We start from the raw sequence: 23,803 nt of genomic DNA on the forward strand, positions 1-23,803 counted from the left end.
TGTCTGCCCCGTTGCCGCCCTGTTGCCGCCCGGCCACGCCGGGGAAAGGAGAGCCGGATGCCTAACGCCGCCAGTTTGTCCCGCGCCGTCGCCGCCTTGCTGCTGGCCGCCAGCCCGCTGGCGCAGGCCACCGCCGCCTCCTATGCCAGCGAGGTGGTGGCGCCCACCGTCGCCGTCCGCAACACGCCGTACCGCGCCGCCTTTCCGCTGCTGGGCGCGCCGCCGGCGGACGGCCGCATCACCACGGTGTACTACGCCTGGCAGTTTTCCTACCGCCCGCCCGGGCTGACGGTGAAGCTGTGCCAGGGCAGCCGCTGCCTGGATGTCAGCAAGGACGCCAGCGGCACTAGTGCGGCGTTTCGCGGTCTCAGTCCGAGCCAGCCATTCCAGCTGCACTACGCGGTCGGCGGCAGCGGTGCCATCATGCCGCTGCTCAGCGGCAAGCAGCAGCTGGCGGTAAGCTATACCTTCTGAGCCGGCGGCAGTATTTGCCGCCGCCACCGCCTCGTCGCCATGGACTACGTCATGCCCTATGTTGCCGCTTACTCCGCCAGCGCTCCCGAGCGCGCCACGCTGGATGCCAGTGCCGAACCGCTGCTGCTGGAATTCGGGGTCGACTGGTGCCCGCACTGCCAGGGCGCGCAGCCGGCCATCGCCCAGGCGCTGGCCGCGCAGCCGGCGCTGGCCCACATCAAGGTGGAAGACGGCGCCGGGCGACGGCTGGGGCGCAGCTTCCGCGTCAAGCTGTGGCCGACGCTGATCCTGCTGCAGCACGGCGTGGAGCTGGGCCGCGTGGTGCGGCCGCTGGCGGCGGCCGAGGTGGCAGACTTGCTGGCGCTGCTGCCGCCCGCGCCCTGAGCACCGGTGCACGGTCTGCTGCGCGTGGCGCTACGGCGTGCATTCGACCCCGGGCGGCGCATTTACTACCGGTAAACTCCGCCTCCGCGACCGTTTTCGCCTTGTCTCGCGCTGGCTCGCGAGCGCGGGCACACGCGCCAGCTTGGCCGCCGGCGGAACACAGCTTTCTTGCGGCCAACTAGCCCGCGGCGGCGATTTGCCGGAAAATCGCGCTCTTGATTTCCCCATGGCGCCCGTAGAAGGCGCCGCAGCTGGACACAGGTCAACGCCGCGCCGGCAACCAGGCGCTATCGTTGCCGACAGGAATTCCCGCCCGGCGGCCGCCCGCTGCCGGTGCCGCACCCAATGTGAAGCGCAGCCGCGCATGGCTGCCAGAAAGGAAAAGCAATGTCCCGCAATCTCGAACTGTTCGAACGTGGCAAGCAAGTCATCCCCGGTGGCGTCAACTCGCCGGTGCGTGCCTTTGGCCAGGTAGGCGGCACCCCGCGCTTCGTCAAGCGCGCCGAGGGCGCCTACTTCTGGGATGCCGACGACAAGCAGTACCTGGACTATGTCGGCTCCTGGGGCCCGGCCATTCTCGGCCACGCTCACCCCGAGGTGATTAAAGCAGTGCAGGACGCCGCCGTGGGCGGCCTGTCGTTCGGTGCGCCCACCGAGGGCGAGGTCGAGATCGCCGAGGAAATCTGCAAGCTGCTGCCGTCGGTGCAGCAACTGCGGCTGGTGAGCTCCGGCACCGAGGCCACCATGTCCGCCATCCGCCTGGCGCGCGGCTTTACCGGCCGCGACCTGATCGTGAAATTCGAAGGCTGCTACCACGGCCACTCCGACAGCCTGCTGGTGAAAGCCGGCTCCGGCCTGCTCACCTTCGGCAACCCATCTTCCGGCGGCGTGCCGGCGGACACCACCAAACACACCCTGGTGCTGCAGTACAACGACGTGCAGCAGCTGGCCGACACCTTCAAGGAACTGGGCGACAAGATTGCCTGCGTGATCCTGGAGCCGATCGCCGGCAACATGAACCTGATCAAGCCGTCCGCCGAGTTCGTGCGCAGCCTGCGCGCGCTCACCGAGCAGTACGGCGCGGTGCTGATCTACGACGAAGTGATGACCGGTTTCCGCGTGGCGCTGAACTGCGCCCAGGGCCTGCACGGCATCACCCCGGACCTCACCACGCTGGGCAAGGTGGTGGGTGGCGGCATGCCGCTGGCAGCCTTCGGCGGCCGTGCCGACATCATGGCCAAGATCGCACCGCTGGGTAACGTCTACCAGGCCGGTACCCTGTCCGGCAACCCGCTGGCGGTGGCTGCTGGCCTCACCACGCTGCGCCTGATCCAGCAGCCGGGCTTCCACGACAATCTCGGCCGCCTCAGCGCCCGCCTGGCCGCCGGCCTGGCCGACGCCGCGCGCGATGCCGGCGTGCCGATGGTCACCGACAGCGTCGGCGGCATGTTCGGCTTCTACTTCAGCGACAAGGTGCCGGCCAGCTACGCCGAGGCCACCCAGTGCGACATCGCCCGCTTCAAGGCCTTCTTCCACGCCATGCTGGACGAGGGCGTGTACCTGGCGCCGTCGGCCTACGAAGCCGGCTTCACCTCCAGCGCCCACAGCGAGGCGCTGATCGACGACACCATCGCCGCGGCCCGCCGCGCGCTGGCGCGCATCTGAGTTTGCGGCCAGGGTTGGCCGCCTGAAACCACCCCCTGCCGCGGCAACACGGCAGGGGGTTTTGTTTGCGGGCGTGCGGCCAACGTTTGCCGCCGCCCGCCGTCCCGGCGGCCACGAAAACCCTGCGCCGTACAGGGGCGTTTTTCTCGCGCCGTCGATGGCCGCCGGCGCCGCCTTGCCGTACACTTTCGGGTTCGATTTCCCCCGCCGCGGCGCGCACCTTGCCGCGGCCCACCCGATCCGTGCCGACATGACCCCGTCCGAACTCCTGCTTCCGCTGGACCAGCTGCCCGCCTCCCACCTGGCGGTGCTGCGCGCGCTGGCGCTGCTGCCCAACGGCGAGAACAAGCCCAATCTGCTGATGCTGCTGAGCCTGAACCTGATCCGCGATGCGCAGGGCAAGGCGCTGAACAACGACACGCTGGGCAGCGTGCTGGGCGACCTGGAACACCGCGATGCCATCGTGCGCACCAGCGGCCTGCCGTACCGCATCGCGCCGCAGGCGCGCAACGCGGTGCTGCTGCAACTGTTGGACGAGCAGGCCGAGCTGGCCGCCTGGGGCGAGCTGCTGAGCGACCACCTGCCGCTGCCGCGTACCGCGCCCAGCGCGCCGGCGCTGCAGCTGCGGCTGTGGCTGGCGATCCTGCAGGGCCGCGCCGAACCCACCGCCGCGTGGCTGGCGCAGTACCAGCAGCTGGTGCAGCACGGCGCCGGCGTACAGCCGCAGCCGCCGTTCAAGCGCCTGTTCCACACCGCCGCCGGCCGCGCGTTGTTCGACCGCCTGGACGACGACATCCAGGTGCAGCTGCTGATGGACTACCTGCCGGACGCCAACTGGCGGCTGGACCACTTCGCCGACGGCTACCGCTACGCGCTGGCGCGGCTGGAGGACGGCTACCGCGACTGGGACGAACTCACCGCCCAGCTGCTGCAGCAGGCGCTGTGGCGCGCCGATTTCGAGCAGGTGACCCGGCCGGGTGCCGAGGGCGACGGCCTGCCGGTGGCGCGCCGGCTGCTGCTGCCGGTGATGCAGGGCCGCTACGCCGAGGCGCTGGAGGTGATGGCCGACTGGCTGGCCGACATCCGCCGCGAGACCAAGAAACGCACGCTGGAACTGCCGGCGGTGTTCAACGCCTTCTATTGCCTGGCGCTGATCGGCAGCCGCGACGACAAGCGCCAGGCCGAGCTGAAGCAGGCCATCGCCGCCGGCGTGCGCCAGCGCCACGGCCACAGCTACTACGTGCTGCAGCACCTGCTCACGGTGCAGGAAAGCGCGGCGGTGGCCGCCGGCCTGCAGCTGCCGGACGTGTCGGCGCTGAGCGGGCTGGACGGCCTGCTGCTGGCGGTGGCCGCCTGGTGGCTGGACGTGAAGCAGGCGCGCACCCCGGCGTGGCAGGCGGCGCTGGCGCAGTTCGGCCAGCAGCTGCAGGACGAAGGCTACGCCTGGGCGGCGCAGGAAATCGCCGCGCTGCTGTGGCGCCAGTTCGGCGTGGCGCGGCAGCAGCCGCAGTGGCACGCGCAGCGCCAGCTCACCCCGCTGGTGGACATCTACCGCCGCCAGGAAGCCTGGCAGCACGCACTCAACGCGCTCAAGCTGCTGGGCGCCGGCAAGGAGACCCCGCTTACCGTGGACAGCAAGGATACCCGCCTGGCCTGGCTCATCACCGTGGCGCCGCATGGCGTGCTGATGGAACCGCGCGAACAGAAACTGGGCGCCCGCGGGCAGTGGAGCCGCGGCCGCGCCGTGGCGCTGCGCCGGCTGCTGGAAACGCCGGACGAATTCGACTACCTGGCCGAGCCGGACCGCCGCATCCTGCGCCACATCAAATCGGCGCACGACAGCTACTACGGCGGTGGCAGCGCCTACGAGCTGGACGCCGAAAAGTCGCTGCCGGCGCTGGTGGGTCACGGCGCGGTGTACTGGGCCGACGCGCCGGACGTGCGCGTGGACGTGGTGGCCGGCCAGGTGTCGCTGCAGCTCACCGAGGACGCGCGCGAGATCCGCGTGCGCCTCAACCCCGGCAAGATCGCCGCCGACAGCGAGGTGGTGTGGGAGAAGGACACCCCCACCCGGCTGGCGGTGTACCAGGTTGGCCGCGAGGTGCGGCAGATCGCCGGCATCATCGGCCGCGAACTCACCGTGCCGCTGGCCGCCAAGGCGCAGCTGATCGACGCGGTGACCAGCGTGGCGCCGCTGGTGCCGATTCATTCCGACCTGCCGGAGCTGGCCGGCCACCTGGACAGCATTCCGGCCGACGGCCGCCTGTACGCCCACCTGCTGCCGCTGGCGCAGGGCCTGCGCCTGCAGCTCTTGATGCGGCCACTGGCGGCGGCCAACTGGTGCAAGCCGGGCAGCGGCATGGAAAGCATCGTCGGCGAGGTGGATGGCCGCACCGTGCAGACCCGCCGCAACCTGGCAGCCGAGCGCGCCGCGCTGCAACAGGTGCTGGCCGCCTGCCCGGCGCTGGCCGGCGCCGACAACGACGGCCAGGAATGGCAGCTGCCGTCGCCGCAGCAGGCGCTGGAAGTGCTGTCCGAACTGCAGCAGCTGGATGCCGCGCTGCTGGCCTGCGTGTGGCCGGAGGGCGAGCGGCTGCGCATCAAGTCGCGCCGCGGCCTGCCGCAGCTGCAGTTGTCGGTGAAACGCCACGGCGAATGGTTCGTGCTCGGCGGCCAGCTGCGGCTGGACGACGGCCGCGTGTTGCAGCTCAAGGAGCTGCTGGAACTGGCGGCGCAGCAGCAGGGCCGCTTCATCGCGCTGGGCGACGACGACTGGCTGGCGCTGACCGACAGCATGAAGCAGCGGCTGGAGGAGCTGGCGCTGCTGGCCGACCACGTTGGCCGCGACGGCATCCATTACGCCCAGTTGGCGGCACCGGTGCTGGCCGAGCTGGCCGGCGAGGTGGGCGAATTCGATGCCGATGCCGCCTGGCAGCAGCAGCTGGCCACGCTGGACACCCTGCGCGACTACCAGCCGCAGCTGCCGTCCACGCTGCAGGCCGAGCTGCGCGACTACCAGCGCGAAGGCTACGACTGGATGGCGCGCCTGGCGCACTGGGGCGTGGGCGCCTGCCTGGCCGACGATATGGGCCTGGGCAAGACGGTGCAGACGCTGGCGCTGCTGCTGGAGCGCGCGCCCGGCGGCCCGCAGCTGGTGGTGGCGCCCACCTCGGTGGCGTTGAACTGGCTGTCCGAAGCCGCCCGCTTCGCCCCCACCCTGCGCGTGCGGCCGTATCACCAGTTCCGCTCGCTGGTGGACCTGGGGCCGTTCGACCTGGTGGTGGTGAGCTACGGCCTGCTGCAGCTGGATGCCGACGCCTTTGCCGCGGTGGACTGGCGCTCGGTGGTGCTGGACGAGGCGCAGGCGATCAAGAACGCCGGCACCAAACGCTCGCAGGCGGTGATGGCGCTGAACGCCGGCTTCCGCCTCGCAGCCTCCGGCACCCCGGTGGAAAACCACCTCGGCGAGCTGTGGAACCTGTTCCGCTTCCTCAACCCCGGCCTGCTGGGCAGCCAGGAGCGCTTCCAGCAGCGTTTTTCCACGCCGATCGAGCGCGGCGACAAGAACGCCCGCGCGGCGCTGAAGGCGTTGATCCAGCCCTTCATCCTGCGTCGTACCAAGAGCCAGGTGCTGCACGAGCTGCCGCCGCGTACCGAGATCACCCGCAAGGTGCCGCTGTCTCCGGACGAGCTGCATCTGTACGAAGCCATGCGCCAGCAGGCGGTGGACAAGCTCGACCAGCTGCAGGGCACCGATGGCAAGCAGATGCAGGTGCTGGCCGAAATCACCAAGCTGCGCCGCTTCTGCTGCCACCCGCGACTGGTGCTGCCGGACAGCGCCATTGCCGGCAGCAAGTTGGCCGCATTCACCGAAATCGCCGAGGAGCTGCTGGAAAACGGCCACAAGGCGTTGGTGTTCAGCCAGTTCGTCGACCATCTCAAGCTGGTGCGGCAGTGGCTGGACGATCAGGGCATCGCCTACCAGTATCTGGACGGCAGCACCCCGGCGCGGGAGCGCAAGGCACGGGTGGATGCCTTCCAGCGCGGCGAGGGCGATGTGTTCCTGATCAGCCTGAAAGCCGGCGGCACCGGCCTCAACCTCACCGCCGCCGACTTCGTCATCCACCTCGACCCGTGGTGGAACCCGGCGGTGGAAGACCAGGCCTCCGACCGCGCCTACCGCATGGGCCAGCAACGGCCGGTGACCATCTACCGGCTGGTGGCCGAGCACACCATCGAGGAGCAGATCGTGGCGCTGCACGGTGTGAAGCGCGACCTGGCCGACAGCCTGCTGGAAGGCGGCGACGCCAGCGCCAAGCTGGATACCGCGGCGCTGCTGGCGCTGCTCAAGGGCGAGGCGCTGTAAGCGCCTGGCCACGGCCCGGCTGCGCAGCGGCTAGGGCGCATTGCCCGCGGCGGCGGAATGCGCGTTTACGCCAGGTAAACGCCGCGTTCGCCGCCGTGTTGCCTGGTCGTGCGCGCAGGCGCCAAGCCGCGACGGCTGGCGGCCAGCTGTCCTTCCGGCGGGCTGTGCGCCCGGCAGCGGCTTTCTAGAATGACGCGGTCCCGTCCTGGCGCCGCGCCATGTCCGCCTTTCGCCTCGTTCCCGCCAATGTCGTGCCGCCGGCGCAGCTGCATGCCGCCTTCAGCGCGGCGTTCGCCGACTACCTGCTCGGCCCGTTTGCGCTGAGCCTGGCGCAGTGGCCGGGATTCCTCGCCCGCCAGGCGGCCTCGCTGTCGCGCAGCCGGCTGGCGCTGCGCGGCGACGATATCCTGGCCTTCGCGCTGGTGGCGCCGCGCGGCCAACGTTGGCGGCTGGCCACCATGGGGGCCGTGCCGCTGGCGCGCGGCAGCGGTGCGGCGCCGGCGCTGCTGGACGAGCTGATCGCCCGTGCCACCCTGCATGGCCTGGCGGCGCTGGAGCTGGAGGTATTCGCGCAGAACGAGCGCGCACTGCGGCTGTACCGCAGCCGCGGCTTTGTCGAGCAGGCGCCGCTGCATGGCTACAGCCTGGCGGCGGAGGTGGCGCTGCCGATGGCCAAGCTGCAGCCGGCGGACGTTGGCCGCCAGGCGGCGCTGGCCTGGCTGGATGCGGCGGAGGCCGCCGGCACCCTGCTGCCCTTGCAGGTGAGCGCGCCGGTGCTGGCGGTGTCGCCGCTAGCGTGGCTGGCCTGGCAGCACGACAGCGCGCAGCTGGTGTTCGCGGCGGGGGAGGATGAAGTGCAGATTCTCAGCCTGGTGGATCGCCAGCCGGCGCAGCAGGCGGCACGGCAGCTGCTGCTGGCACTGCGCGCGGCCTACCCGGCGCTGCCGTGGCGCGTCAGCCAGCTGCAGCGGCCGGAGCTGGGCGGCGATGCCTTGCTGGCGCTGGGCTGTAACCGGGCGCCGCTGCACCAGTATTTGATGCAGCGCCCGCTGCCCTGAGCCGCGGCCGGCGGCGCGCTGCTGTCAGCGACGCTTGCGGCGTATGGCGCGCCGCAGGCGCTACCACTTGCGTGGCGCGCGGCAAGGTTGGCCGCAAGCGTTCAGGTATGCGGGAATTGCGGGTTCCACGCCACTTCCCACAGAAAGCCGTCCGGGTCGCGGAAGTAGCCGCTGCGCCCGCCCCAGAACGCATCCTCCGCCGGCTTGACGATGTCGCCGCCACGGCTGGCCACCTCGTCCAGCAGCGCGTCCACCTGCAGCCGCTCGCGCACATTGTGCGCTAGCGAAAAGCCGGGAAACGCCGCCGGCGGGCTGTCCGCCACGCCGGCATCCTTGGCCAGCTCGGCGCGCGGGAACAGCGATAGCCAGGTCTTGCCCATTTCGAAAAACGCCACGCCGGCGCCGTCCGGCATCGCGATCTGCGGCAACGTCAGCACGTCGCGGTAGAAGGCGGTGGCGCGCGCCAGGTCGGCGACGCCCAGGGTGATGAAACTCAGCCGTGCTTCCATGTCTTGCTCCTCGAGTGGTGTTTCCGCGCTTGTGCACGCGCTCGCCCGCTCGCGCGGGACAAGGCGTAGCCACCGCGTACCGTTGCGCAGCGCGCAGCCGATCGCGGCGGCTTGTCATTCCCGGTGCCACGGCTGGCGGGTCTGCTGCTGCAGCCGCTGGCGCGCGGCCTCGCCGGCTCCGGCCTGTTGCAGGAAGCCGTCCAGCGACACGCCGTCCGGCCAGTCATGGTTGGCCGCAAGCAGTTCGATGATGCGCTCGGTGCGAAAGTGGCGGTAGTCCTGGCGCAGCCGGCACCAGGCGGCCAGTGTCCAGTGCTCACCCCAGAAGAATAGCCCCAGCGGCGCCACTTCCCGCTCGCTGTCGCGGCCGGCCGCGTCGCGGTAGCGCAGTTGCAGCCATTGCCGCTGCTCGCAGGCGCGGCGCAGCAGCGCCAGGGTCTGCGGCGCCGGCGCGCGCAGTGGCGGCACGAACAGCGGCGACGGGGTCAGCCCGGCGCTGCCCAGTACGGCGTGGATCTTGGCCAGCGCGGCATGGGCGGCGGCGGCGGTGTCGCTGTCGGCGCAGCCGGCCAGCATGCGCGCGCCGGCTTCCAGCGCTGCCAGTTCGTCGGCGGCGAAGCTCAACGGCGGCGGCGCAAAGCCGCGCTCCAGCCAGTAGCCCTCGCCGGCCTCGCCATTGACCGGCGCGCCGCTGGCCTGCAGGTCGGCCATGTCGCGGTACACGGTGCGCGGCGACACCTCCAGCCATTGCGCCAGCTGCGCGGCGGTGGTGCGGCGCCGGCCGCGCAGCAGCAACAGGATCTGCAGCAGGCGATCGGCTCGGCGCATCGCATTACTCCGTCAGCATGGAAGCGGGCAGTGTCGCGCCCATCGCCTGCGCGATCAAGCGGAAGTCGGCGGCGCCGATCGGCAGCAGGCCGAAGCGGAACACCTGCCCCCAGTGCCGCGGGTCGGGGATGCAGGCCAGCTGCGCCAGCAGCGGGCGGATAGCTGCCGGCGTGGCGGCGACGAAGGCGATGTCGCGCCGCCACGGCGTGAACTCCGCCGCCATCTGCACCTGGTACGGCACGCCCGGCTGCACCACGCCGATGGCGGTGAAGCACTGGCACGGCGTTGTGCCGCTGAACTGCTCGCGTGGCGAGTAGTACACCAGGCCGTCGCCCGGCTGCAGGCGCGCCAGCGGCGCCGCTTTGCCGTGGCACAGCTGGGCGAAGCCGCCGGCCACGCTGCGGCCAACGTGGTCGCGGCTGGCGACGCCTATCCAGTAGCGCCGGCTCATGGCTCGGTATGCAGGCCGATGAGGTTGCCGTCCGGGTCGGCGAACTGGCCGATGTCGCCGTTGCCGTCCGGCAGCGCCGTTTGCTCCAGCAGCACCCGGCCGCCGGCGGCGCGCACGCGCGCCAGCACGGTGGCGACATCGGGACTGCCGTCCAGGTAGAGGCGGCAGCCGTGCGGCGACGGCTGCAAGTGCGGGCTGGCCATCAGGCAGCCGTGGCTGCTGCCGTCCGGGCGGCTGAAGATGGCCATGCGCTCGCCCATGGCCTCCTCCTGGCGCAGTTCCAGCTGGAACACCTGCTGGTAGAAGGCGACGGCGTGGGCGAAGTCGGTAACGGGGATTTCGAACCAGTGAACAAACGGCGACATGATGCGCTCCTCGAATGGGCAGGACCTCCTGCATGGCGCCAGTATCGAGCGGGGCTACTGACAGCCTGCTGTCAGCAGGTGGCTGAGCCGCCGGGCGCCGGTGGCAGCGGCGCAACAGTGCACGGTTGACAACTGATAGTTCTGCGCGCGGAAGTTCTCACTATTTGATGCGCGCGCTTGAAGAATCCGCCGCGTGTTGTATGCCGGGGCAGCGGGGAACAAAAAAACCGGCTATGACTTGTTTAGCCCCTGTTCCGCCGCCGAATTAGGCGATATAAAGCAATGCGTTATTGAAATGTAACCATTTATTAGCGATTTGCTTACAGCTGTTTGCCAACAAAAAACATAATGCCAACACGAGTCACGGCTAACGCCATGAAAGCGCCCTCCCCGTCGGCCCCGGCTCCCACTACCAGCCGCACGATTTCCCTGCATCTGCGCCAGGCCCGGCGGGCGCGGCTCAGCGGCGAGCATCACCTTGGCTGCCAGGCCGCCGCCGAGGCGCTGGCGCTGTGCGACAGCCTGCCGCGCTTTCGCCGCCAGCGCGACGAGGCGTTGGCGCTGCTGTCGCTGCATTCGCTGCGGCTGGGGCGGCTGAGCGCGGCGGTGCAATACGGGCTGGAGGCGGCGTCGGGGCTGGATTTCGTCAGCCAGGCGGCGGCGCGCGCCGACGTGCTGTGCAGCGTGGCCATGGCCTGCAACGAGATGGGCCTGGGCCAGGACGCGCTGAAGTACGCGCTGGAGGCGCTGGGGGCGGCGCGCATCAGCAACGATCCGGAGCTGCTGTCGTGGGCGCTGAACCGCGCCGGCATCGCCACTTTTTCCGCGCTGGGCGACCTGGAGCAATGCGTGAGCCTGCTGCAGCAGGCGGAAATCCAGGCCAGGTTGGCCGCAGACGAGGTCGCCTGTTTCAGCGCGCTGACCAATCTGGGGGTGACCTACCGTGCCGCCGGCCTGCAGCAGGAGGTGCTGGGTCATGGCGACGAGGCGCGGCGGCTGTTCCTGCTGGCGCGCACGCAGTTCGTGCAGGCCGAGCAGCTGGCGGTCAGCGGCAGCAACCTGCACTCGCTGGCCACCGCCTACATCAACCTGGCGGAAATCCACACCAATCTCGGCGATTTCGCTGCCGGCCGCGCGGCGCTGACGCAGGCGCGCAGCCTGGCGCAGCAAGGCCATTTCACCCACATCCAGCGCAATGTCGACCTGGCCGAGGCCACCTTGCTGCATCACTCCGGCCAGCATCAGGCTGCGGCCACTGCGCTGCGCGCGCTGCTGGCGCAGGATGAGCTGCTGGAGTTCGACATGAAGATGCTGGCGCACGAGGGCCTGTACCGGCTGTACAAGGACAGCGGCGAGTTCCAGCTGGCGCTGGGCGAGCTGGAGGCGCTGCGCCGCATCGAGCAGGAGTTGGCCAACCAGCGCAGCAGCACCCAGGGCTGGGCGATCCGCAAGGAGCTGGAAATCACCAGCGCGCAGCTGGCCGCCGAGCGCGAGCGGCTGCAGGCGGAGCGCGAACGCCTGCGTGCCGCCCGGCTGGAGGCGGAAAAGGCCGTCGCCGACGCGCGCATGAACGAGCTGGAGCAGGCGGCACTGGTCGATGCACTGACCGGGGTGGGCAACCGCCGGCTGCTGGACCTGGAAGGGCCGGCACGGCTGGCGCGGCTGGGCAGCGACGGCGGCGGGCTGGCGGTGGTGGTGCTGGACCTGGATCACTTCAAGAACATCAACGACCGCTTCGGCCATGCCGTCGGCGACGAGACGCTGAAGAAAGTCGCGCAGCTGATTACCCTGCGCACGCGCAGCAGCGATCTGGTGACGCGTTACGGTGGCGAGGAGTTCGTGCTGCTGCTGACCGACACGGTGCTGGAAAGCGTGCTGGTGTGCTGTGAGCGCCTGCGGCTGGCGATCATGGAATACAGCTGGCAGGAGGTGCACCCGCTGCTGCACGTCACCGCCAGCTTCGGCCTGCACTGGTGCGACAGCCCGCAATCGTGGGACGAGGCGCTGCGCGCCGCCGACATCGCGCTGTACCGCGCCAAGCGCAACGGCCGCAACCGGCTGCAGCTGTCCAGCGACCGCGATCTGGACTGAGCCGCCGGCCCGGCGCGGCCACACCGCGCGTCACCGTGCTCTTGATTCGCTAGCGATACGCCGGAGCGGGCATGCCGCAGCTGGCGCCGGTTTGATCACCGCTGCCGACCGGCAGCGACATTCCGTTGCAGGTGCCGCCGGGCGGCAAGGTTGGCCGCAGGCGCGGCCGGGTGGCTTATTGCGCGGCGCTGGCGGTGGCGCCGGCCGGTGCTTTGGGCAGATACAGCGGGCCTTTGTAGCCGCAGGCGGCCACGGTGGTAGACAGCAGGACGAGCAGCAGCGCAGTACGCATACGGATTCCAGTGGGGAGCTATGGCAAAATGGCAGTCTAACAGGCCGTGGCAGACTCTCCCAAGCTGCGCGGCCAACCTTTTGGACAGGACGAAGCAATGAGCGAAACCGAATTCCTGCGCCTGAGCGAGGAGATGTTCCGCCGCATCGAGAATGCGCTGGACGACGCCGGGCTGGATGTGGACTGCGTGATCAGCGGCAATGTGCTGGAGATCGAGTTCGACGACGGCGGCAAGGTGGTGGTGAACCGCCACGTGCCCAATCAGGAGCTGTGGATCGCCGCCAAGAGCGGCGGTTTCCATTTTGCCTGCCGTGACGGCCAGTGGATCGCCAGCCGCGATGGTGCCGAGTTTGGCGCCACGCTGTCGCAGGTGGTCAGCGCCGCCGCCGGCGCCGCCTTCCACTTCAGCGTCTAGGCGGCATGGACAGCGCGCTGTTGCTGGCGGGGCTGGCCGCCTCGGCCTTCCTGTCGGCCACGCTGCTGCCCGGCAGCTCCGAGCTGGCGCTGGGCGCGCTGCTGCTGGACCGGCCCGGCCTGTGGCTGCTGGCGCTGCTGGTGGCGACCGTCGCCAACACCGCCGGCAGTCTCAGCAACGTGTGGCTGGGGCGGCGGGTGCCGCCCAGGCCGCTGCCGCCGCGCGCGGCGGCCTGGTTCGCGCGCTTCGGCCCGGCGGCGCTGTTGCTGAGTTGGGTGCCGTTGCTGGGCGATGCGCTACCGCTGGCGGCCGGCTGGCTGCGCCTGCCGTGGTGGCCGTGCCTGCTGTGGATCGGCATCGGCAAGTTTGCGCGCTATGCCGTGCTGGTGGCCGGCGTGCAGCAGCTGGCGGCGGGGCATTAGACCGCGCATCCGGTCTGGCGTATGGTGGCGGGCACGCTTGTTCGGTTTTCCGTACGCATAGGTTTTTCTGGGCGCCGTTGGACTTTGTCATGGCAAAACCGCCACGACGACATAAGGTGAACACGGCGGTCCCGTTTTTATTTGCCCATCGCCCGCGCCGCCCGGTGCGGGCGCTGGGCATGGTTAGCACTCCGGACATTTCATGAGCAAACACATTCCGCGCAAGCGATTCGGCCAGAACTTTTTGCAGGACCAGAAGGTGATCGAGGACATCGTCGATGCCGTGGGCGCGCGGCGCGACGACGTGGTGATCGAGATCGGCCCCGGCCTGGGGGCGCTGACAAAGCCGCTGCTGCAGCGTTTAGACCATTTGCATGTTGCGGAGATTGACCGCGACATCATTTCCCGGCTGAAGCGCGAATATCCGCCCGAGCGGCTGACCATCCATGAAGGCGATGCGCTGGCCTTCGATTTCGGCAGCGTCACCGCCGGCAAGTTCAAGCTGGTGGGCAACCTGCCGTACAACATTTCCACCCCGCTGCTGTTCCACCTGGCCTGCTACGGCGAGCGCGTCACCGACATGCATTTCATGCTGCAAAAAGAGGTGGTGGACCGCATGGTGGCGGTGCCGGGCACCCCGGATTACGGCCGTTTGACGGTGATGTTGCAGTACCGTTTCGACATGGAACAGATCTTGCTGGTACCGCCCGGTTCGTTCTACCCGCCGCCGAAGGTGGACTCGGCGGTGGTACGGATGATTCCCGTACCGGGACGTTGCGGCATTGCCCGCGACGAGGAGCTGTTGGAGCAGGTGGTGGCGCAGGCATTTGCCCAGCGCCGCAAGACGCTGCGCAACAACCTCAAGGGCATGATCGGCGAGGAAAGGTTGGCTGCACTGGGCATCGATGCCGGGCTGCGCGCCGAGAACCTCAGCGTCGCGCAATACGTGGCCATTGCCAACGCACTGGCCGGCTGATAGCCGCAGGCTGGCTGCCGGCTGGCCGGCGGACAGCGTTGCTGCCAGCTACGTTCCGTCACACAAGACCGCGCCAGCGGCGACGGGAATCTTCTACATACGGTGGGAAAAGGGAAGTTCATGATCCGATTCAACAATGTGCACAAGTGGTTCAAGGATCTGCATGTGCTCAAGGGCATCAACCTGGAAGTGACCCAGGGCGAGGTGGTGGTGGTGTGCGGGCCGTCCGGCTCCGGCAAGTCCACGCTGATCCGCACGGTGAACCAGCTGGAAACCATCAACGAAGGCGAGATCTGGGTCGATGGCGTCAACGTGACCGATCCGAAGACCAATCTGAACGCGCTGCGCGCCGAAGTCGGCTTCGTTTTCCAGCACTTCAACCTGTATCCCCACCTTTCGGTACTGGAAAACATCACGCTTTCGCCTATCAAGGTAAAAGGCATGGACAAGGCCGCGGCGGAAAAGCAGGCCGTCAGCCTGCTGGAGAAAGTCGGCCTGGCGCACAAGAAGGACGCCTTCCCGTCGCAGCTGTCCGGCGGCCAGCAGCAGCGCGTGGCGATTGCCCGCGGCCTGGCGATGGAACCGCGCGTGATGCTGTTCGACGAGCCGACCTCGGCGCTGGACCCGGAAATGATCGGCGAAGTGCTGAAGGTGATGAAGGATCTGGCCGAATCCGGCATGACCATGATGGTGGTGACCCACGAAATGGGCTTTGCCCGCGAAGTGGCCGACCGCGTGGTGTTTGTCGACCACGGCGAGATCATCGAACAGGCGCACCCGGAAAGCTTCTTTACCAACCCGCAGCACGACCGTGCCAAGCAATTCCTGCGTCAGTTGCTGACGCCGATGAACTAAAACAACAGATTCAATTCGGGCTGCCGCGTACCGCGGGGCAGCCGGGACAAGCAGCAAAAACCCGAGAAAAATGGAGAAACTCATGCGTTTTACTAAACGACTGCTGACTACTGCCGTAATCGCCTCCGCCGTTGCCGCCCCGGCCATGGCCGAAGGCACCCTGGACAAGATCAAGCAATCCGGCACCATCGTGCTGGGCCATCGCGATGCGTCGATTCCGTTCTCCTACCTGGCCGAAGGCCAGACCCCGGTAGGCTACTCGCACGACCTGCAGCTGAAAGTGGTCGAGGCGGTAAAAAAACAGCTGAAGATGCCTAACCTGCAAGTGCGCTACAACCTGGTGACTTCGCAGACCCGCATTCCGCTGGTACAGAACGGTACCGTGGACCTGGAATGTGGCTCCACCACCAACAACCTGGAGCGCCAGAAACAGGTGGCGTTCTCGGTGGGCATCTTCGAAATCGGCACCCGCCTGCTGACCGCCAAGACCTCCGGCGTGAAAGACTTCCCGGACCTGAAGGGCAAGAACGTGGTGACCACCGCCGGTACCACTTCCGAGCGTCTGATCAAGGCGATGAACGCCGAGAAGCAGATGGGCATGAACATCATCTCCGCCAAGGATCACGGCGAATCGTTCCTGATGCTGGAATCCGGCCGCGCCGTGGCCTTCATGATGGACGACGCGCTGCTGTACGGCGAACTGGCCAAGGCCAAGAGCCCGGCCAACTGGGTAGTGACCGGCAAGCCGCAGTCGTTCGAGATCTACGGTTGCATGCTGCGCAAGGATGACCCGGCGTTCAAGAAGGTAGTGGACGATGCCATCAAGGCCACCTACAAGTCTGGCGAAATCAACAAGATCTACAACAAGTGGTTCACCAACCCGGTACCGCCGAAGGGCCTGAACCTGAACTTCCCGATGTCCGACGAACTGAAAGAGCTGATCGCCAAGCCGACCGACAAGTCTGCGGAGCAGATGTAAGCCGGCATGACGGTGCAAGCGGGTAAGTTCGGCTTGCGGCCAACGTAACCGGGCCGGGGGAAGCTCCCCCACCCGCTTGCGAAGGGGCGCGGCTTGCGCCCCTTTTTCTTTGGAGACATCAATGAATTACAACTGGGACTGGAACGTTTTCTTCAAGTCCACCGGTATCGGCAGCGAGATCTACCTTGACTGGTTCGTCTCCGGCCTGGGCTGGACCATCGCCGTGGCGCTGGTGGCCTGGACGGTGGCGCTGCTCATCGGTTCCATTCTGGGGGTGATGCGCACCCTGCCGAACAAGACGGCAGCCGGCATCGCCACCGCCTACGTCGAGCTGTTCCGCAACGTGCCGCTGCTGGTGCAGCTGTTCGTGTGGTATTTCCTGGTGCCGGACCTGCTGCCGGAAAGCACGCAGATCTGGTTCAAGCAGGAGCTGCCGCCCACCACCTCGGCCTATATTTCGGTAGTGATCTGCCTGGCGCTGTTCACCGCCTCCCGCGTCTGCGAACAGGTGCGCACCGGCATCCAGGCGCTGCCCAAGGGGCAGAGTGCCGCCGCGCTGGCAGTGGGCTTCAACCAGGCGCAGATGTACCGCCACGTGCTGCTGCCGCAGGCGTTCCGCATCATCATCCCGCCGCTCACCAGCGAGTTTCTCAACATCTTCAAGAACTCGTCGGTGGCATCGCTGATCGGCCTGATGGAACTGCTGGCGCAGACCAAGCAGACCGCGGAGTTCACCGCCAATATGTTTGAGGCGTTTACCCTCGCCACCGTCATCTACTTCGTGCTCAACATGAGCCTGATGGGGCTGATGGGCTGGGTGGAGCGCAAGGTGCGCGTACCCGGCATGATGGGAGGAGGTAAATAATGGATTTCACGCAAATCGTTCCGGCGCTGCCCAATCTGTGGGACGGCATGCTGCTCACGCTCAAGCTGCTGCTGCTGGCGGTTGGCGGCGGCGTGGCGCTGGGTACCATCCTGGCGCTGATGCGCCTGTCCAGCAGTGCGCTGCTGTCCGGCCTGGCCAAGGCCTATGTCAATTACTTCCGTTCCATTCCGCTGCTGCTGGTGATTACCTGGTTCTACCTGGCGGTGCCGATGCTGCTGAACTGGATCACCGGCGAGTTTGTCGCCGTGGGCGCCTTCACCTCCTGCCTGGTGGCGTTCATGATGTTCGAGGCCGCCTACTATTGCGAGATCGTGCGCGCCGGCATCCAGTCCATCTCCAGCGGCCAGCTCAACGCCGCCTACGCGCTGGGCATGGGCTACGGTCAGGCCATGCGCCTGATCATCCTGCCGCAGGCGTTCCGCAAGATGATGCCGCTGCTGCTACAGCAGTCCATCATCCTGTTCCAAGACACCTCGCTGGTGTACGCGGTGGGCCTGATGGACTTCCTCAACATGGCTCGCTCCAAGGGCGATATCGTCGGTCTGCCGCATGAGTTCCTGATTTTTGCCGGTGCGGTGTACTTTGTGATCAGTTTCGGCGCCTCCACTCTGGTGAAGCGCCTGCAAAAGAGGTTTGCGGTATGAGCATGATTTCCATCAAGAACGTCAGCAAATGGTATGGCGAGTTCCAGGTGCTTACCGACTGCTCGACCGAGGTGAGCAAGGGCGAAGTGGTGGTGGTGTGCGGCCCGTCCGGCTCCGGCAAGTCCACGCTGATCAAGACCGTCAACGCGCTGGAGCCGTTCCAGAAGGGCGACATCATCGTCGACGGCACCTCGGTGGGCGATGCCAAGACCGATCTGCCCAAGCTGCGCGCCCGCATCGGCATGGTGTTCCAGAACTTCGAGCTGTTTCCGCACCTGTCGATCACCGAGAATCTGACCATCGCGCAGCAGCGCGTGCTGGGCCGTAGCCAGGACGAGGCGATGCAGAAGGGCATGCACTACCTGGACCGCGTCGGCCTGAAGGCGCATGCGAACAAGTTCCCCGGTCAGCTGTCCGGCGGCCAGCAGCAGCGCGTGGCCATCGCCCGCGCGCTGGCGATGGACCCGATCGCCATGCTGTTCGACGAGCCGACCTCGGCGCTGGACCCGGAAATGGTGAACGAGGTGCTGGACGTGATGGTGGAGCTGGCGCACGAAGGCATGACCATGATGTGCGTGACCCACGAGATGGGCTTCGCCCGCAAGGTGGCCAACCGCGTGATCTTCATGGACCGCGGTCACATCGTGGAGGACTGCGCCAAGGAGGAATTCTTCGGCAACCCGGACGCCCGTTCCGAGCGCGCCAAGCAGTTCCTGTCCAAGATCCTGCAGCATTGAGGCGGTACGCCGCTTTCTGAACGCCGCCGTGTGCGGCGTTTTTTTATGCACGGGCGCGGGCGCTGGGGGTGCGGCCAACCTTGTGGTGTCGCCCGGCCGGCGGCATTGAGGCAGGTGTGGCGGGCAGTGTGCGCCACTGGCGTGGCGCCAGCTGGCAAACGGCAGCAGCGGCCGCCGATGCCGGCGGGCGCCGGTCACGGCCAATCGCGGCGAAGCGCTGAGCCGGCCAAGGTTGGCCGCATGCGACAAGGCCGCTCGCGTGCGAGCGGCCTTGTCGATGGGTCCGCGATGCGGGCTAGACGATGTCCAGGTGATCCAGCCCGCCCTGCTCCACGCCCTGGTGCTTGGCGGTTTCGCTGTGCAGCTTGATCTGCAGCCGCAGGTCGTTCACCGAGTCGGCATTGCGCAGCGCGTCCTCGTAGCTGATCTTGCCGACCTCGAACAGGTCGAACAGCGCCTGGTCGAAGGTCTGCATGCCGGATTCGCGCGAGCGCCCCATCACCTCCTTGATGCTGGACACCTCGCCCTTGAAGATCAGGTCGGAGATCAGCGGGCTGTTGATCAGCACCTCGATCGCCGCGGTGCGGCCCTTGCCGCCCTTCAACGGCACCAGGCGCTGCGAGATGATGGACTTCATGTTCAGCGACAGGTCCATCAGCACCTGCTGGTGCCGCTCTTCCGGGAAGAAGTTCAGGATGCGGTCCAGCGCCTGGTTGGCGTTGTTGGCGTGCAGCGTGGCCAGGCACAGGTGGCCGGTCTCGGCGAACTGCAGGCCGTACATCATGGTTTCGCGGTCGCGGATCTCGCCCATCAGGATCACGTCCGGCGCCTGGCGCAGGGTGTTCTTCAGCGCGATCTCCCAGCTGTCGGTGTCCACGCCGATCTCGCGCTGGGTGACGATGCTTTTCTTGTGCGCGTGCACGTATTCCACCGGGTCTTCGATGGTGATGATGTGGTCGGCGGCATGGCTGTTGCGCCAGTCCACCAGCGCCGCCAGCGAGGTGGATTTACCGGAGCCGGTACCGCCGACGAAAATCACCAGCCCGCGCTTGATCATGGCGATGTCGCGCAGCACTTCCGGCAGCTGCAGCTGGTCGAAGGTGGGGATCTCGGTGTTGATCTTGCGCAGCACCATGCCGGCCTTGCCCTGCTGCACGTAGGCGCTGACGCGGAAGCGGCCAACCCCCGGCGGGCTGATGGCGAAGTTGGCCTCCTTGTTGGCCTCGAATTCCTCGGTCTGGCGGTCGTTCATCACCGAACGCACCAGCTCCTTGGTGTGCTGCCCGGACAGGATCTGCGGCGATACCGGGGTGATCTTGCCGTCGATCTTCATCGCCGGCGGAAACTCGGCGGCGATGAAGATATCCGAAGCGTTCTTGCTGACCGCGTGGGCCAGCAGATCGTTGATGAATTTTGATGCCTGTTCCTTTTCCATCACCGGCTCCGCTTAGAAGTAGTCCTTGTTGGTGGCTTTGCTGCGCGCTTCTTCCTCGGACACGATATTGCGGCGCACCAGGTCCTGCAGGCACTGGTCCAGCGTCTGCATGCCGTATTGCTGGCCGGTCTGGATCATCGAGTTGATCTGCGCCAGCTTGTTCTCGCGGATCAGGTTGCGGATCGCCGGGGTGCCGACCATGATCTCGTGCGCCGCCACCCGGCCGCTGCCGTCCTTGGTCTTCAGCAGCGCCTGCGATACCACCGCGCGCAGGCTTTCCGACAGCATGGCGCGCACCATTTCCTTCTCGCCGGCCGGGAACACGTCGACGATACGGTCCACGGTCTTGGCGGCGCTGCTGGTGTGCAGGGTGCCGAACACCAGGTGGCCGGTCTCGGCTGCGGTCAGCGCCAGGCGAATGGTGTCCAGATCGCGCATCTCGCCCACCAGGATCACGTCCGGGTCCTCGCGCAGCGCGCTTTTCAGCGCATTGGCAAAGCTGCGGGTCTGGGTGCCCAGTTCGCGCTGGTTGATCAGCGATTTCTTGCTCTCATGCACGAATTCGATCGGATCCTCGGCGGTGAGGATGTGCGCGTACTCGTTGTTGTTGATGTAGTCGATCATCGCCGCCAGGGTGGTGGATTTGCCGGAGCCGGTCGGCCCGGTGACCAGCACGATGCCGCGCGGGTATTCGGAAATTTCGCGGAAAATCTTCGGCGCGTTGAGGTCTTCCAGCGACAGCACCTTGGACGGAATCACGCGGAACACCGCGCCCATGCCGCGGTTCTGCATGAAGGTGTTGACACGGAAGCGCGCCAGATTGGGCACCTCGAACGAGAAGTCGCACTCGAAGCTGTCTTCGAAGATCTTGCGCTGATAGTCGTTCATGATGTCGTACACCATGTCGTGCACGTCATGGTGATCCATCGGCGGCAGGTTGATGCGGCGGATGTCGCCGTGCACGCGGATCATCGGCGGCAGCCCGGCGGACAGGTGCAGGTCCGAGGCCTTGTTCTTGACCGTGAAGGCCAGCAGGTCCGAAATTTCCATCTTGTTTTCCCCCGATGCTCGGCGTGGCGTGTCTGCTGGTGAGCCACAAAATACGACGCGCGGTAATACGGCATTTGGATGCCGGATTGGCGCCGTGTGTGACTAAATCATACACGGCGCTTTCCTGCGGCTCCATGCCGGTAGCGATACGGCCAGGTCATGATTAGCTGGAGAGTGGCACAGGGGCGAGCAGTGCGGAAAGGCGACGGCCGTGGTGTGGCGTGCTTGCCGCCTGCCGGGGCAACTAGCTGCCGAACCGCATTCGAGGGTGCGCCGCATCACACTTCATACAGGTCGCGCTCACCGCTGTGTTCTTCCGACTCGGAAAACCACTCCGGCGCACGGCGGCAGGCCAGCAGCAGGTTGGAAAGGCTGTCCACGTCCCATTGCACGGCAGTTGTCTGGCGCATGATTCTTTTATGGCTGTTGTCGACCAGCCACTTGCCCAGGAAAAAGCCCCCGACCACGCCCGCCAGCGCGCCGTACAGTCCGGCTAGGCTGCCTCCGAGCAACACCGCCACCACGCTTGCCGTCGCGCCGATCAGCCAGGGCTTGGCATGGGCGGTGTGCTTCACCGTCTGCAAGGTGTGGCGGGCAACATTCAGCTCGTTCTGCAGCGCCTCGCAAACCAGGCGCCTAGGCATCCGTCGGGCCATGATCAATTTTTTGCGCTGCTCGACATCTGAAATCGAAAAGTACTGCTGTCGCAGCGCTTTTCTGACCTTGCCAATACGCGTCGTGATGTAGTCGTAGCTTTTATGCTGTTTGGCCCGCAAATCTTCCGCTTTGCGCTTCCCGGCAAATAATTCGCGCAGCGCGGCCACTTCAATTGCTATCCCGTTGTAATTGTCGCCTTCCAGGGCGGCAATAGCGGCGGCAATACCGAGCTCGTTTTCCAGATGGCGGTATGTTTCCTGGTACTGGGCACTTTTTTTTTCGATTTTATACAAGCGGGTTGACCGTGCCTCCTCATCATGGCCCTGCATCTGATCCTCCTGCCGCAAGTCTCTATCAGCTATTGCTTTATAGCCTAGTCGGCATGACACCCGCGCCGAATGGCCACGGGTTGATCGATGGCCCGGGTTGCCGTGGTGACGGCAAAACCCCGTGTGCGGCGATCTGGCTGCTGGGCTTTGCTCGCGCGGCGGCGGCGCTGGATATTGGCTTATGGCTCTTGCTGCAGCACATCCATATAATTCCTCAGGGTGCCAAGGCAGCGACCGGTGGCGGGCAGGCTTGGCGCCGTCCTCCTGGCAAAGTGTAAACCGCGAACATGGCAGCCTTGTTTGGTCGCCGCGCTCGATACGCATGGTTGCCATGGCGTAGCAAACGCAGCTGTATGTTGGCCGCATCGAAAGAATCCACATAGTCACATGACGCAACTCGCACAGGCATGGCAGCAGGTACGCAGCAAACTGGACGCCGCGGCGCAGGCCGCCGGCCGGCCGGCGCAGGAGGTCCAGTTGCTGGCGGTCAGCAAGACCTTCCCGGCCGCGGCCATCCGTGAGGTATACGCCGCCGGGCAGCGGGCATTCGGCGAGAACTACGTGCAGGAGCTGCAGCACAAGTGCCAGGAGCTGGCCGACCTGGCCATCGAATGGCATTTCATCGGACCGTTGCAGTCCAACAAGAGCCGCATCGTGGCCGAGCTGGCGCACTGGGTGCATTCCGTCGACCGGCTGAAGATCGCCGAGCGGCTGTCGGCGCAGCGGCCGGCAGGGCTGCCGGCGCTGAATGTCTGCGTCCAGGTGAATGTGTCCGGCGAGGACAGCAAGAGCGGCTGCGCACCGCAGGACGCGCCGGCGCTGCTGCGCGCGGTGGCGGCGCTGCCCGGGCTGCGCCTGCGCGGACTGATGTGCATCCCAGAGCCGACGCCGGATGCGGCGCTGTTGGCCGCCCGCTTCGCCGTGCTGCGCCAGTTGCAGCAGCAGATGGCGGCCGAGGGGCTGCTGCTGGATACGCTGTCGATGGGCATGTCGGCCGATATGGCGCAGGCGGTGGCCGCCGGCAGCAGCATGGTGCGGGTGGGCACCGCCATTTTTGGCGCCCGCCACTATCCGCAGTGAACTATCATGAGTTGCTCTTACAACCGTATACAATCTACAAAGGCGAAATGATGCAGATTACCTTCATTGGTGGCGGCAATATGGCCACCGCCATCATCGGCGGGCTGGTCGCCGGCGGCGAGCACCACATCCGCGTGGTGGAGTTGCACGAGGAAAAGCGCGCCCAGCTGCAGCAGCAGTTCGGCGTGGAGGCGCTGGCCACGTTGCCGGCACAGTTTGCCGCCGACGGCGTGGTGGTGCTGGCGGTGAAGCCGCAGGCGCTGCGCGAGGTGTGCCTGGCGCTGGCGCCGGTGCTGGGCAATGCGCTGGTGGTGTCGATCGCCGCCGGCATCCGGTGCGAAGCGCTGGCGCGCTGGCTGGGCAGCGAGCGCATCGTGCGCGTGATGCCCAATACCCCGGCCATGGTGGGCAAGGGCGTGTCCGGCCTGTACGCTGCGGCCAACGTTGGCGACGCCGAACGCGCGGCGGCGACCAGCATCATGCAGGCGGTGGGTACCACCACCTGGCTGGCGGCGGAAAGCGGCATCGACGACATCACCAGCGTATCCGGCAGCGGCCCGGCCTACGTGTTCTATTTCATCGAAAGCATGATCGAGGGCGCGGTACAGGCCGGCTTTGCCGAAGATGAGGCGCGCCGCCTGGTGCTGGCCACCTTCGACGGCGCGGTGGAGCTGGCGCGGCAGAGCCCGCTGCCGGTGGCCACCCTGCGCCAGAACGTGATGTCCAAGGGCGGCACCACCGAGCGCGCCATCTTCCGCTTCGAGGCGGAAGGCGTGAAGCAGGCCATCATCGCCGGCGCCATGGATTGCCGCGCCCGCTCGGTGGAAATGGGCATCGAACTGTCCAAGGACTGAT

Annotated in this window: 24 protein-coding genes; 16 read left to right on the forward strand and 8 right to left on the reverse strand. The window is 67.0% G+C overall.

Annotation, left to right across the window (positions count from 1 at the left end; genetic code table 11):
• The first annotated feature begins 57 nt into the window (after window positions 1-57).
• The 5 genes from ACFOLG_RS04620 (at window position 58) to ACFOLG_RS04640 (ending at window position 7,947) form a co-directional block, all read left to right on the forward strand.
• Window positions 58-474, forward strand: a complete 417-nt coding sequence (locus tag ACFOLG_RS04620) for a flagellar protein FlhE (RefSeq protein WP_386088920.1) — start codon at window positions 58-60, stop codon at window positions 472-474.
• A 51-nt stretch (window positions 475-525) separates the two neighbouring features.
• A complete protein-coding gene (locus ACFOLG_RS04625) occupies window positions 526-858 on the forward strand; it encodes a thioredoxin family protein (protein WP_386088922.1) in 333 nt (110 codons plus the stop codon).
• A gap of 387 nt (window positions 859-1,245) precedes the next feature.
• Window positions 1,246-2,523, forward strand: a complete 1,278-nt coding sequence (gene hemL / locus ACFOLG_RS04630; RefSeq protein WP_386088923.1) for a glutamate-1-semialdehyde 2,1-aminomutase — start codon at window positions 1,246-1,248, stop codon at window positions 2,521-2,523.
• 175 nt (window positions 2,524-2,698) lie between these two features.
• Window positions 2,699-6,889 (forward strand): DEAD/DEAH box helicase, encoded by a 4,191-nt coding sequence (locus ACFOLG_RS04635; RefSeq protein WP_386088925.1) that lies wholly within the window; start codon window positions 2,699-2,701, stop codon window positions 6,887-6,889.
• A 218-nt stretch (window positions 6,890-7,107) separates the two neighbouring features.
• Window positions 7,108-7,947, forward strand: a complete 840-nt coding sequence (locus ACFOLG_RS04640) for a GNAT family N-acetyltransferase (protein WP_386088927.1) — start codon at window positions 7,108-7,110, stop codon at window positions 7,945-7,947.
• Between the two features lie 101 nt (window positions 7,948-8,048).
• Here the strand turns inward: ACFOLG_RS04640 and ACFOLG_RS04645 are convergent, their stop codons facing one another.
• From ACFOLG_RS04645 to ACFOLG_RS04660, 4 genes are all read right to left on the reverse strand, one after another.
• Window positions 8,049-8,456 carry a VOC family protein gene (locus ACFOLG_RS04645; protein ID WP_386088929.1) on the reverse strand — a complete coding sequence of 136 codons (408 nt, stop codon included), beginning with the start codon at window positions 8,454-8,456 and terminating at the stop codon, window positions 8,049-8,051.
• Window positions 8,457-8,570: 114 nt separating this feature from the next.
• On the reverse strand, window positions 8,571-9,284 hold the full coding sequence (locus ACFOLG_RS04650) for a helix-turn-helix transcriptional regulator (protein WP_386088931.1): 714 nt from the start codon (window positions 9,282-9,284) through the stop codon (window positions 8,571-8,573).
• A gap of 4 nt (window positions 9,285-9,288) precedes the next feature.
• A complete protein-coding gene (locus ACFOLG_RS04655) occupies window positions 9,289-9,735 on the reverse strand; it encodes an EVE domain-containing protein (RefSeq protein WP_386088932.1) in 447 nt (148 codons plus the stop codon).
• Window positions 9,732-10,100 (reverse strand): VOC family protein, encoded by a 369-nt coding sequence (locus ACFOLG_RS04660; protein ID WP_386088933.1) that lies wholly within the window; start codon window positions 10,098-10,100, stop codon window positions 9,732-9,734. Before ACFOLG_RS04660 ends, ACFOLG_RS04655 begins: the two co-directional genes overlap by 4 nt.
• Window positions 10,101-10,475: 375 nt before the next feature.
• On the opposite strand from ACFOLG_RS04660, the gene ACFOLG_RS04665 reads away from it, so the two are divergent.
• Entirely contained in the window at window positions 10,476-12,191 is a 1,716-nt protein-coding gene (locus ACFOLG_RS04665; protein ID WP_386088935.1) for a diguanylate cyclase, read from the forward strand.
• Window positions 12,192-12,366: 175 nt separating this feature from the next.
• On the opposite strand, the gene lptM is transcribed toward ACFOLG_RS04665, so the two are convergent.
• Window positions 12,367-12,483 carry an LPS translocon maturation chaperone LptM gene (gene lptM / locus ACFOLG_RS04670; RefSeq protein WP_386088937.1) on the reverse strand — a complete coding sequence of 39 codons (117 nt, stop codon included), beginning with the start codon at window positions 12,481-12,483 and terminating at the stop codon, window positions 12,367-12,369.
• A 97-nt stretch (window positions 12,484-12,580) separates the two neighbouring features.
• Between lptM and cyaY the strand changes: the two genes are divergently transcribed.
• The 8 genes from cyaY (at window position 12,581) to ACFOLG_RS04710 (ending at window position 18,397) form a co-directional block, all read left to right on the forward strand.
• Window positions 12,581-12,898, forward strand: a complete 318-nt coding sequence (gene cyaY / locus ACFOLG_RS04675; RefSeq protein WP_386088939.1) for an iron donor protein CyaY — start codon at window positions 12,581-12,583, stop codon at window positions 12,896-12,898.
• 5 nt (window positions 12,899-12,903) lie between these two features.
• Window positions 12,904-13,320: a YqaA family protein gene (locus ACFOLG_RS04680; RefSeq protein ID WP_386088941.1), complete on the forward strand. Its 417-nt coding sequence runs from the start codon at window positions 12,904-12,906 to the stop codon at window positions 13,318-13,320.
• 202 nt (window positions 13,321-13,522) lie between these two features.
• Window positions 13,523-14,296 (forward strand): 16S rRNA (adenine(1518)-N(6)/adenine(1519)-N(6))-dimethyltransferase RsmA, encoded by a 774-nt coding sequence (gene rsmA, locus ACFOLG_RS04685; protein ID WP_386088942.1) that lies wholly within the window; start codon window positions 13,523-13,525, stop codon window positions 14,294-14,296.
• Between the two features lie 120 nt (window positions 14,297-14,416).
• Window positions 14,417-15,151 (forward strand): amino acid ABC transporter ATP-binding protein, encoded by a 735-nt coding sequence (locus ACFOLG_RS04690; RefSeq protein WP_386088944.1) that lies wholly within the window; start codon window positions 14,417-14,419, stop codon window positions 15,149-15,151.
• An 82-nt stretch (window positions 15,152-15,233) separates the two neighbouring features.
• Window positions 15,234-16,130, forward strand: a complete 897-nt coding sequence (locus ACFOLG_RS04695; RefSeq protein WP_386088946.1) for a glutamate/aspartate ABC transporter substrate-binding protein — start codon at window positions 15,234-15,236, stop codon at window positions 16,128-16,130.
• 121 nt (window positions 16,131-16,251) lie between these two features.
• Window positions 16,252-16,995: an amino acid ABC transporter permease gene (locus tag ACFOLG_RS04700; protein ID WP_386088949.1), complete on the forward strand. Its 744-nt coding sequence runs from the start codon at window positions 16,252-16,254 to the stop codon at window positions 16,993-16,995.
• Window positions 16,995-17,660, forward strand: a complete 666-nt coding sequence (locus ACFOLG_RS04705) for an ABC transporter permease subunit (RefSeq protein ID WP_386088951.1) — start codon at window positions 16,995-16,997, stop codon at window positions 17,658-17,660. Before ACFOLG_RS04700 ends, ACFOLG_RS04705 begins: the two co-directional genes overlap by 1 nt.
• Before the next feature lie 2 nt (window positions 17,661-17,662).
• Window positions 17,663-18,397: an amino acid ABC transporter ATP-binding protein gene (locus ACFOLG_RS04710; RefSeq protein WP_386089320.1), complete on the forward strand. Its 735-nt coding sequence runs from the start codon at window positions 17,663-17,665 to the stop codon at window positions 18,395-18,397.
• Window positions 18,398-18,692: 295 nt separating this feature from the next.
• On the opposite strand, the gene ACFOLG_RS04715 is transcribed toward ACFOLG_RS04710, so the two are convergent.
• From ACFOLG_RS04715 to ACFOLG_RS04725, 3 genes are all read right to left on the reverse strand, one after another.
• Entirely contained in the window at window positions 18,693-19,832 is a 1,140-nt protein-coding gene (locus ACFOLG_RS04715) for a PilT/PilU family type 4a pilus ATPase (protein WP_386088953.1), read from the reverse strand.
• Window positions 19,833-19,844: 12 nt separating this feature from the next.
• Window positions 19,845-20,882, reverse strand: a complete 1,038-nt coding sequence (locus ACFOLG_RS04720) for a type IV pilus twitching motility protein PilT (protein WP_386088955.1) — start codon at window positions 20,880-20,882, stop codon at window positions 19,845-19,847.
• A gap of 278 nt (window positions 20,883-21,160) precedes the next feature.
• Entirely contained in the window at window positions 21,161-21,868 is a 708-nt protein-coding gene (locus ACFOLG_RS04725; RefSeq protein WP_386088957.1) for a hypothetical protein, read from the reverse strand.
• 387 nt (window positions 21,869-22,255) lie between these two features.
• Between ACFOLG_RS04725 and ACFOLG_RS04730 the strand changes: the two genes are divergently transcribed.
• Together ACFOLG_RS04730 and proC are read left to right on the forward strand one after the other, a co-directional pair.
• Window positions 22,256-22,948, forward strand: a complete 693-nt coding sequence (locus tag ACFOLG_RS04730) for a YggS family pyridoxal phosphate-dependent enzyme (RefSeq protein ID WP_386088958.1) — start codon at window positions 22,256-22,258, stop codon at window positions 22,946-22,948.
• Between the two features lie 50 nt (window positions 22,949-22,998).
• A complete protein-coding gene (proC, locus tag ACFOLG_RS04735; protein ID WP_386089322.1) occupies window positions 22,999-23,802 on the forward strand; it encodes a pyrroline-5-carboxylate reductase in 804 nt (267 codons plus the stop codon).
• The last annotated feature ends 1 nt before the right edge of the window (window position 23,803 follow it).

The sequence above is a fragment of the Vogesella facilis genome, assembly GCF_042648525.1.
Lineage (GTDB): Bacteria > Pseudomonadota > Gammaproteobacteria > Burkholderiales > Chromobacteriaceae > Vogesella > Vogesella facilis.

Bases quoted from the DNA above. Each gene is read 5' to 3' on its own strand.
- ACFOLG_RS04620 (WP_386088920.1), top strand. From the start codon at position 58: ATGCCTAACGCCGCCAGTTTGTCCCGCGCCGTCGCCGCCTTGCTGCTG.
- ACFOLG_RS04625 (WP_386088922.1), top strand. From the start codon at position 526: ATGCCCTATGTTGCCGCTTACTCCGCCAGCGCTCCCGAGCGCGCCACG.
- hemL (WP_386088923.1), top strand. From the start codon at position 1,246: ATGTCCCGCAATCTCGAACTGTTCGAACGTGGCAAGCAAGTCATCCCC.
- ACFOLG_RS04640 (WP_386088927.1), top strand. From the start codon at position 7,108: ATGTCCGCCTTTCGCCTCGTTCCCGCCAATGTCGTGCCGCCGGCGCAG.
- ACFOLG_RS04645 (WP_386088929.1), bottom strand. From the start codon at position 8,456: ATGGAAGCACGGCTGAGTTTCATCACCCTGGGCGTCGCCGACCTGGCG.
- ACFOLG_RS04650 (WP_386088931.1), bottom strand. From the start codon at position 9,284: ATGCGCCGAGCCGATCGCCTGCTGCAGATCCTGTTGCTGCTGCGCGGC.
- ACFOLG_RS04655 (WP_386088932.1), bottom strand. From the start codon at position 9,735: ATGAGCCGGCGCTACTGGATAGGCGTCGCCAGCCGCGACCACGTTGGC.
- ACFOLG_RS04660 (WP_386088933.1), bottom strand. From the start codon at position 10,100: ATGTCGCCGTTTGTTCACTGGTTCGAAATCCCCGTTACCGACTTCGCC.
- ACFOLG_RS04665 (WP_386088935.1), top strand. From the start codon at position 10,476: ATGAAAGCGCCCTCCCCGTCGGCCCCGGCTCCCACTACCAGCCGCACG.
- lptM (WP_386088937.1), bottom strand. From the start codon at position 12,483: ATGCGTACTGCGCTGCTGCTCGTCCTGCTGTCTACCACCGTGGCCGCC.
- cyaY (WP_386088939.1), top strand. From the start codon at position 12,581: ATGAGCGAAACCGAATTCCTGCGCCTGAGCGAGGAGATGTTCCGCCGC.
- ACFOLG_RS04680 (WP_386088941.1), top strand. From the start codon at position 12,904: ATGGACAGCGCGCTGTTGCTGGCGGGGCTGGCCGCCTCGGCCTTCCTG.
- rsmA (WP_386088942.1), top strand. From the start codon at position 13,523: ATGAGCAAACACATTCCGCGCAAGCGATTCGGCCAGAACTTTTTGCAG.
- ACFOLG_RS04690 (WP_386088944.1), top strand. From the start codon at position 14,417: ATGATCCGATTCAACAATGTGCACAAGTGGTTCAAGGATCTGCATGTG.
- ACFOLG_RS04695 (WP_386088946.1), top strand. From the start codon at position 15,234: ATGCGTTTTACTAAACGACTGCTGACTACTGCCGTAATCGCCTCCGCC.
- ACFOLG_RS04700 (WP_386088949.1), top strand. From the start codon at position 16,252: ATGAATTACAACTGGGACTGGAACGTTTTCTTCAAGTCCACCGGTATC.
- ACFOLG_RS04705 (WP_386088951.1), top strand. From the start codon at position 16,995: ATGGATTTCACGCAAATCGTTCCGGCGCTGCCCAATCTGTGGGACGGC.
- ACFOLG_RS04710 (WP_386089320.1), top strand. From the start codon at position 17,663: ATGATTTCCATCAAGAACGTCAGCAAATGGTATGGCGAGTTCCAGGTG.
- ACFOLG_RS04715 (WP_386088953.1), bottom strand. From the start codon at position 19,832: ATGGAAAAGGAACAGGCATCAAAATTCATCAACGATCTGCTGGCCCAC.
- ACFOLG_RS04720 (WP_386088955.1), bottom strand. From the start codon at position 20,882: ATGGAAATTTCGGACCTGCTGGCCTTCACGGTCAAGAACAAGGCCTCG.
- ACFOLG_RS04725 (WP_386088957.1), bottom strand. From the start codon at position 21,868: ATGCAGGGCCATGATGAGGAGGCACGGTCAACCCGCTTGTATAAAATC.
- ACFOLG_RS04730 (WP_386088958.1), top strand. From the start codon at position 22,256: ATGACGCAACTCGCACAGGCATGGCAGCAGGTACGCAGCAAACTGGAC.
- proC (WP_386089322.1), top strand. From the start codon at position 22,999: ATGCAGATTACCTTCATTGGTGGCGGCAATATGGCCACCGCCATCATC.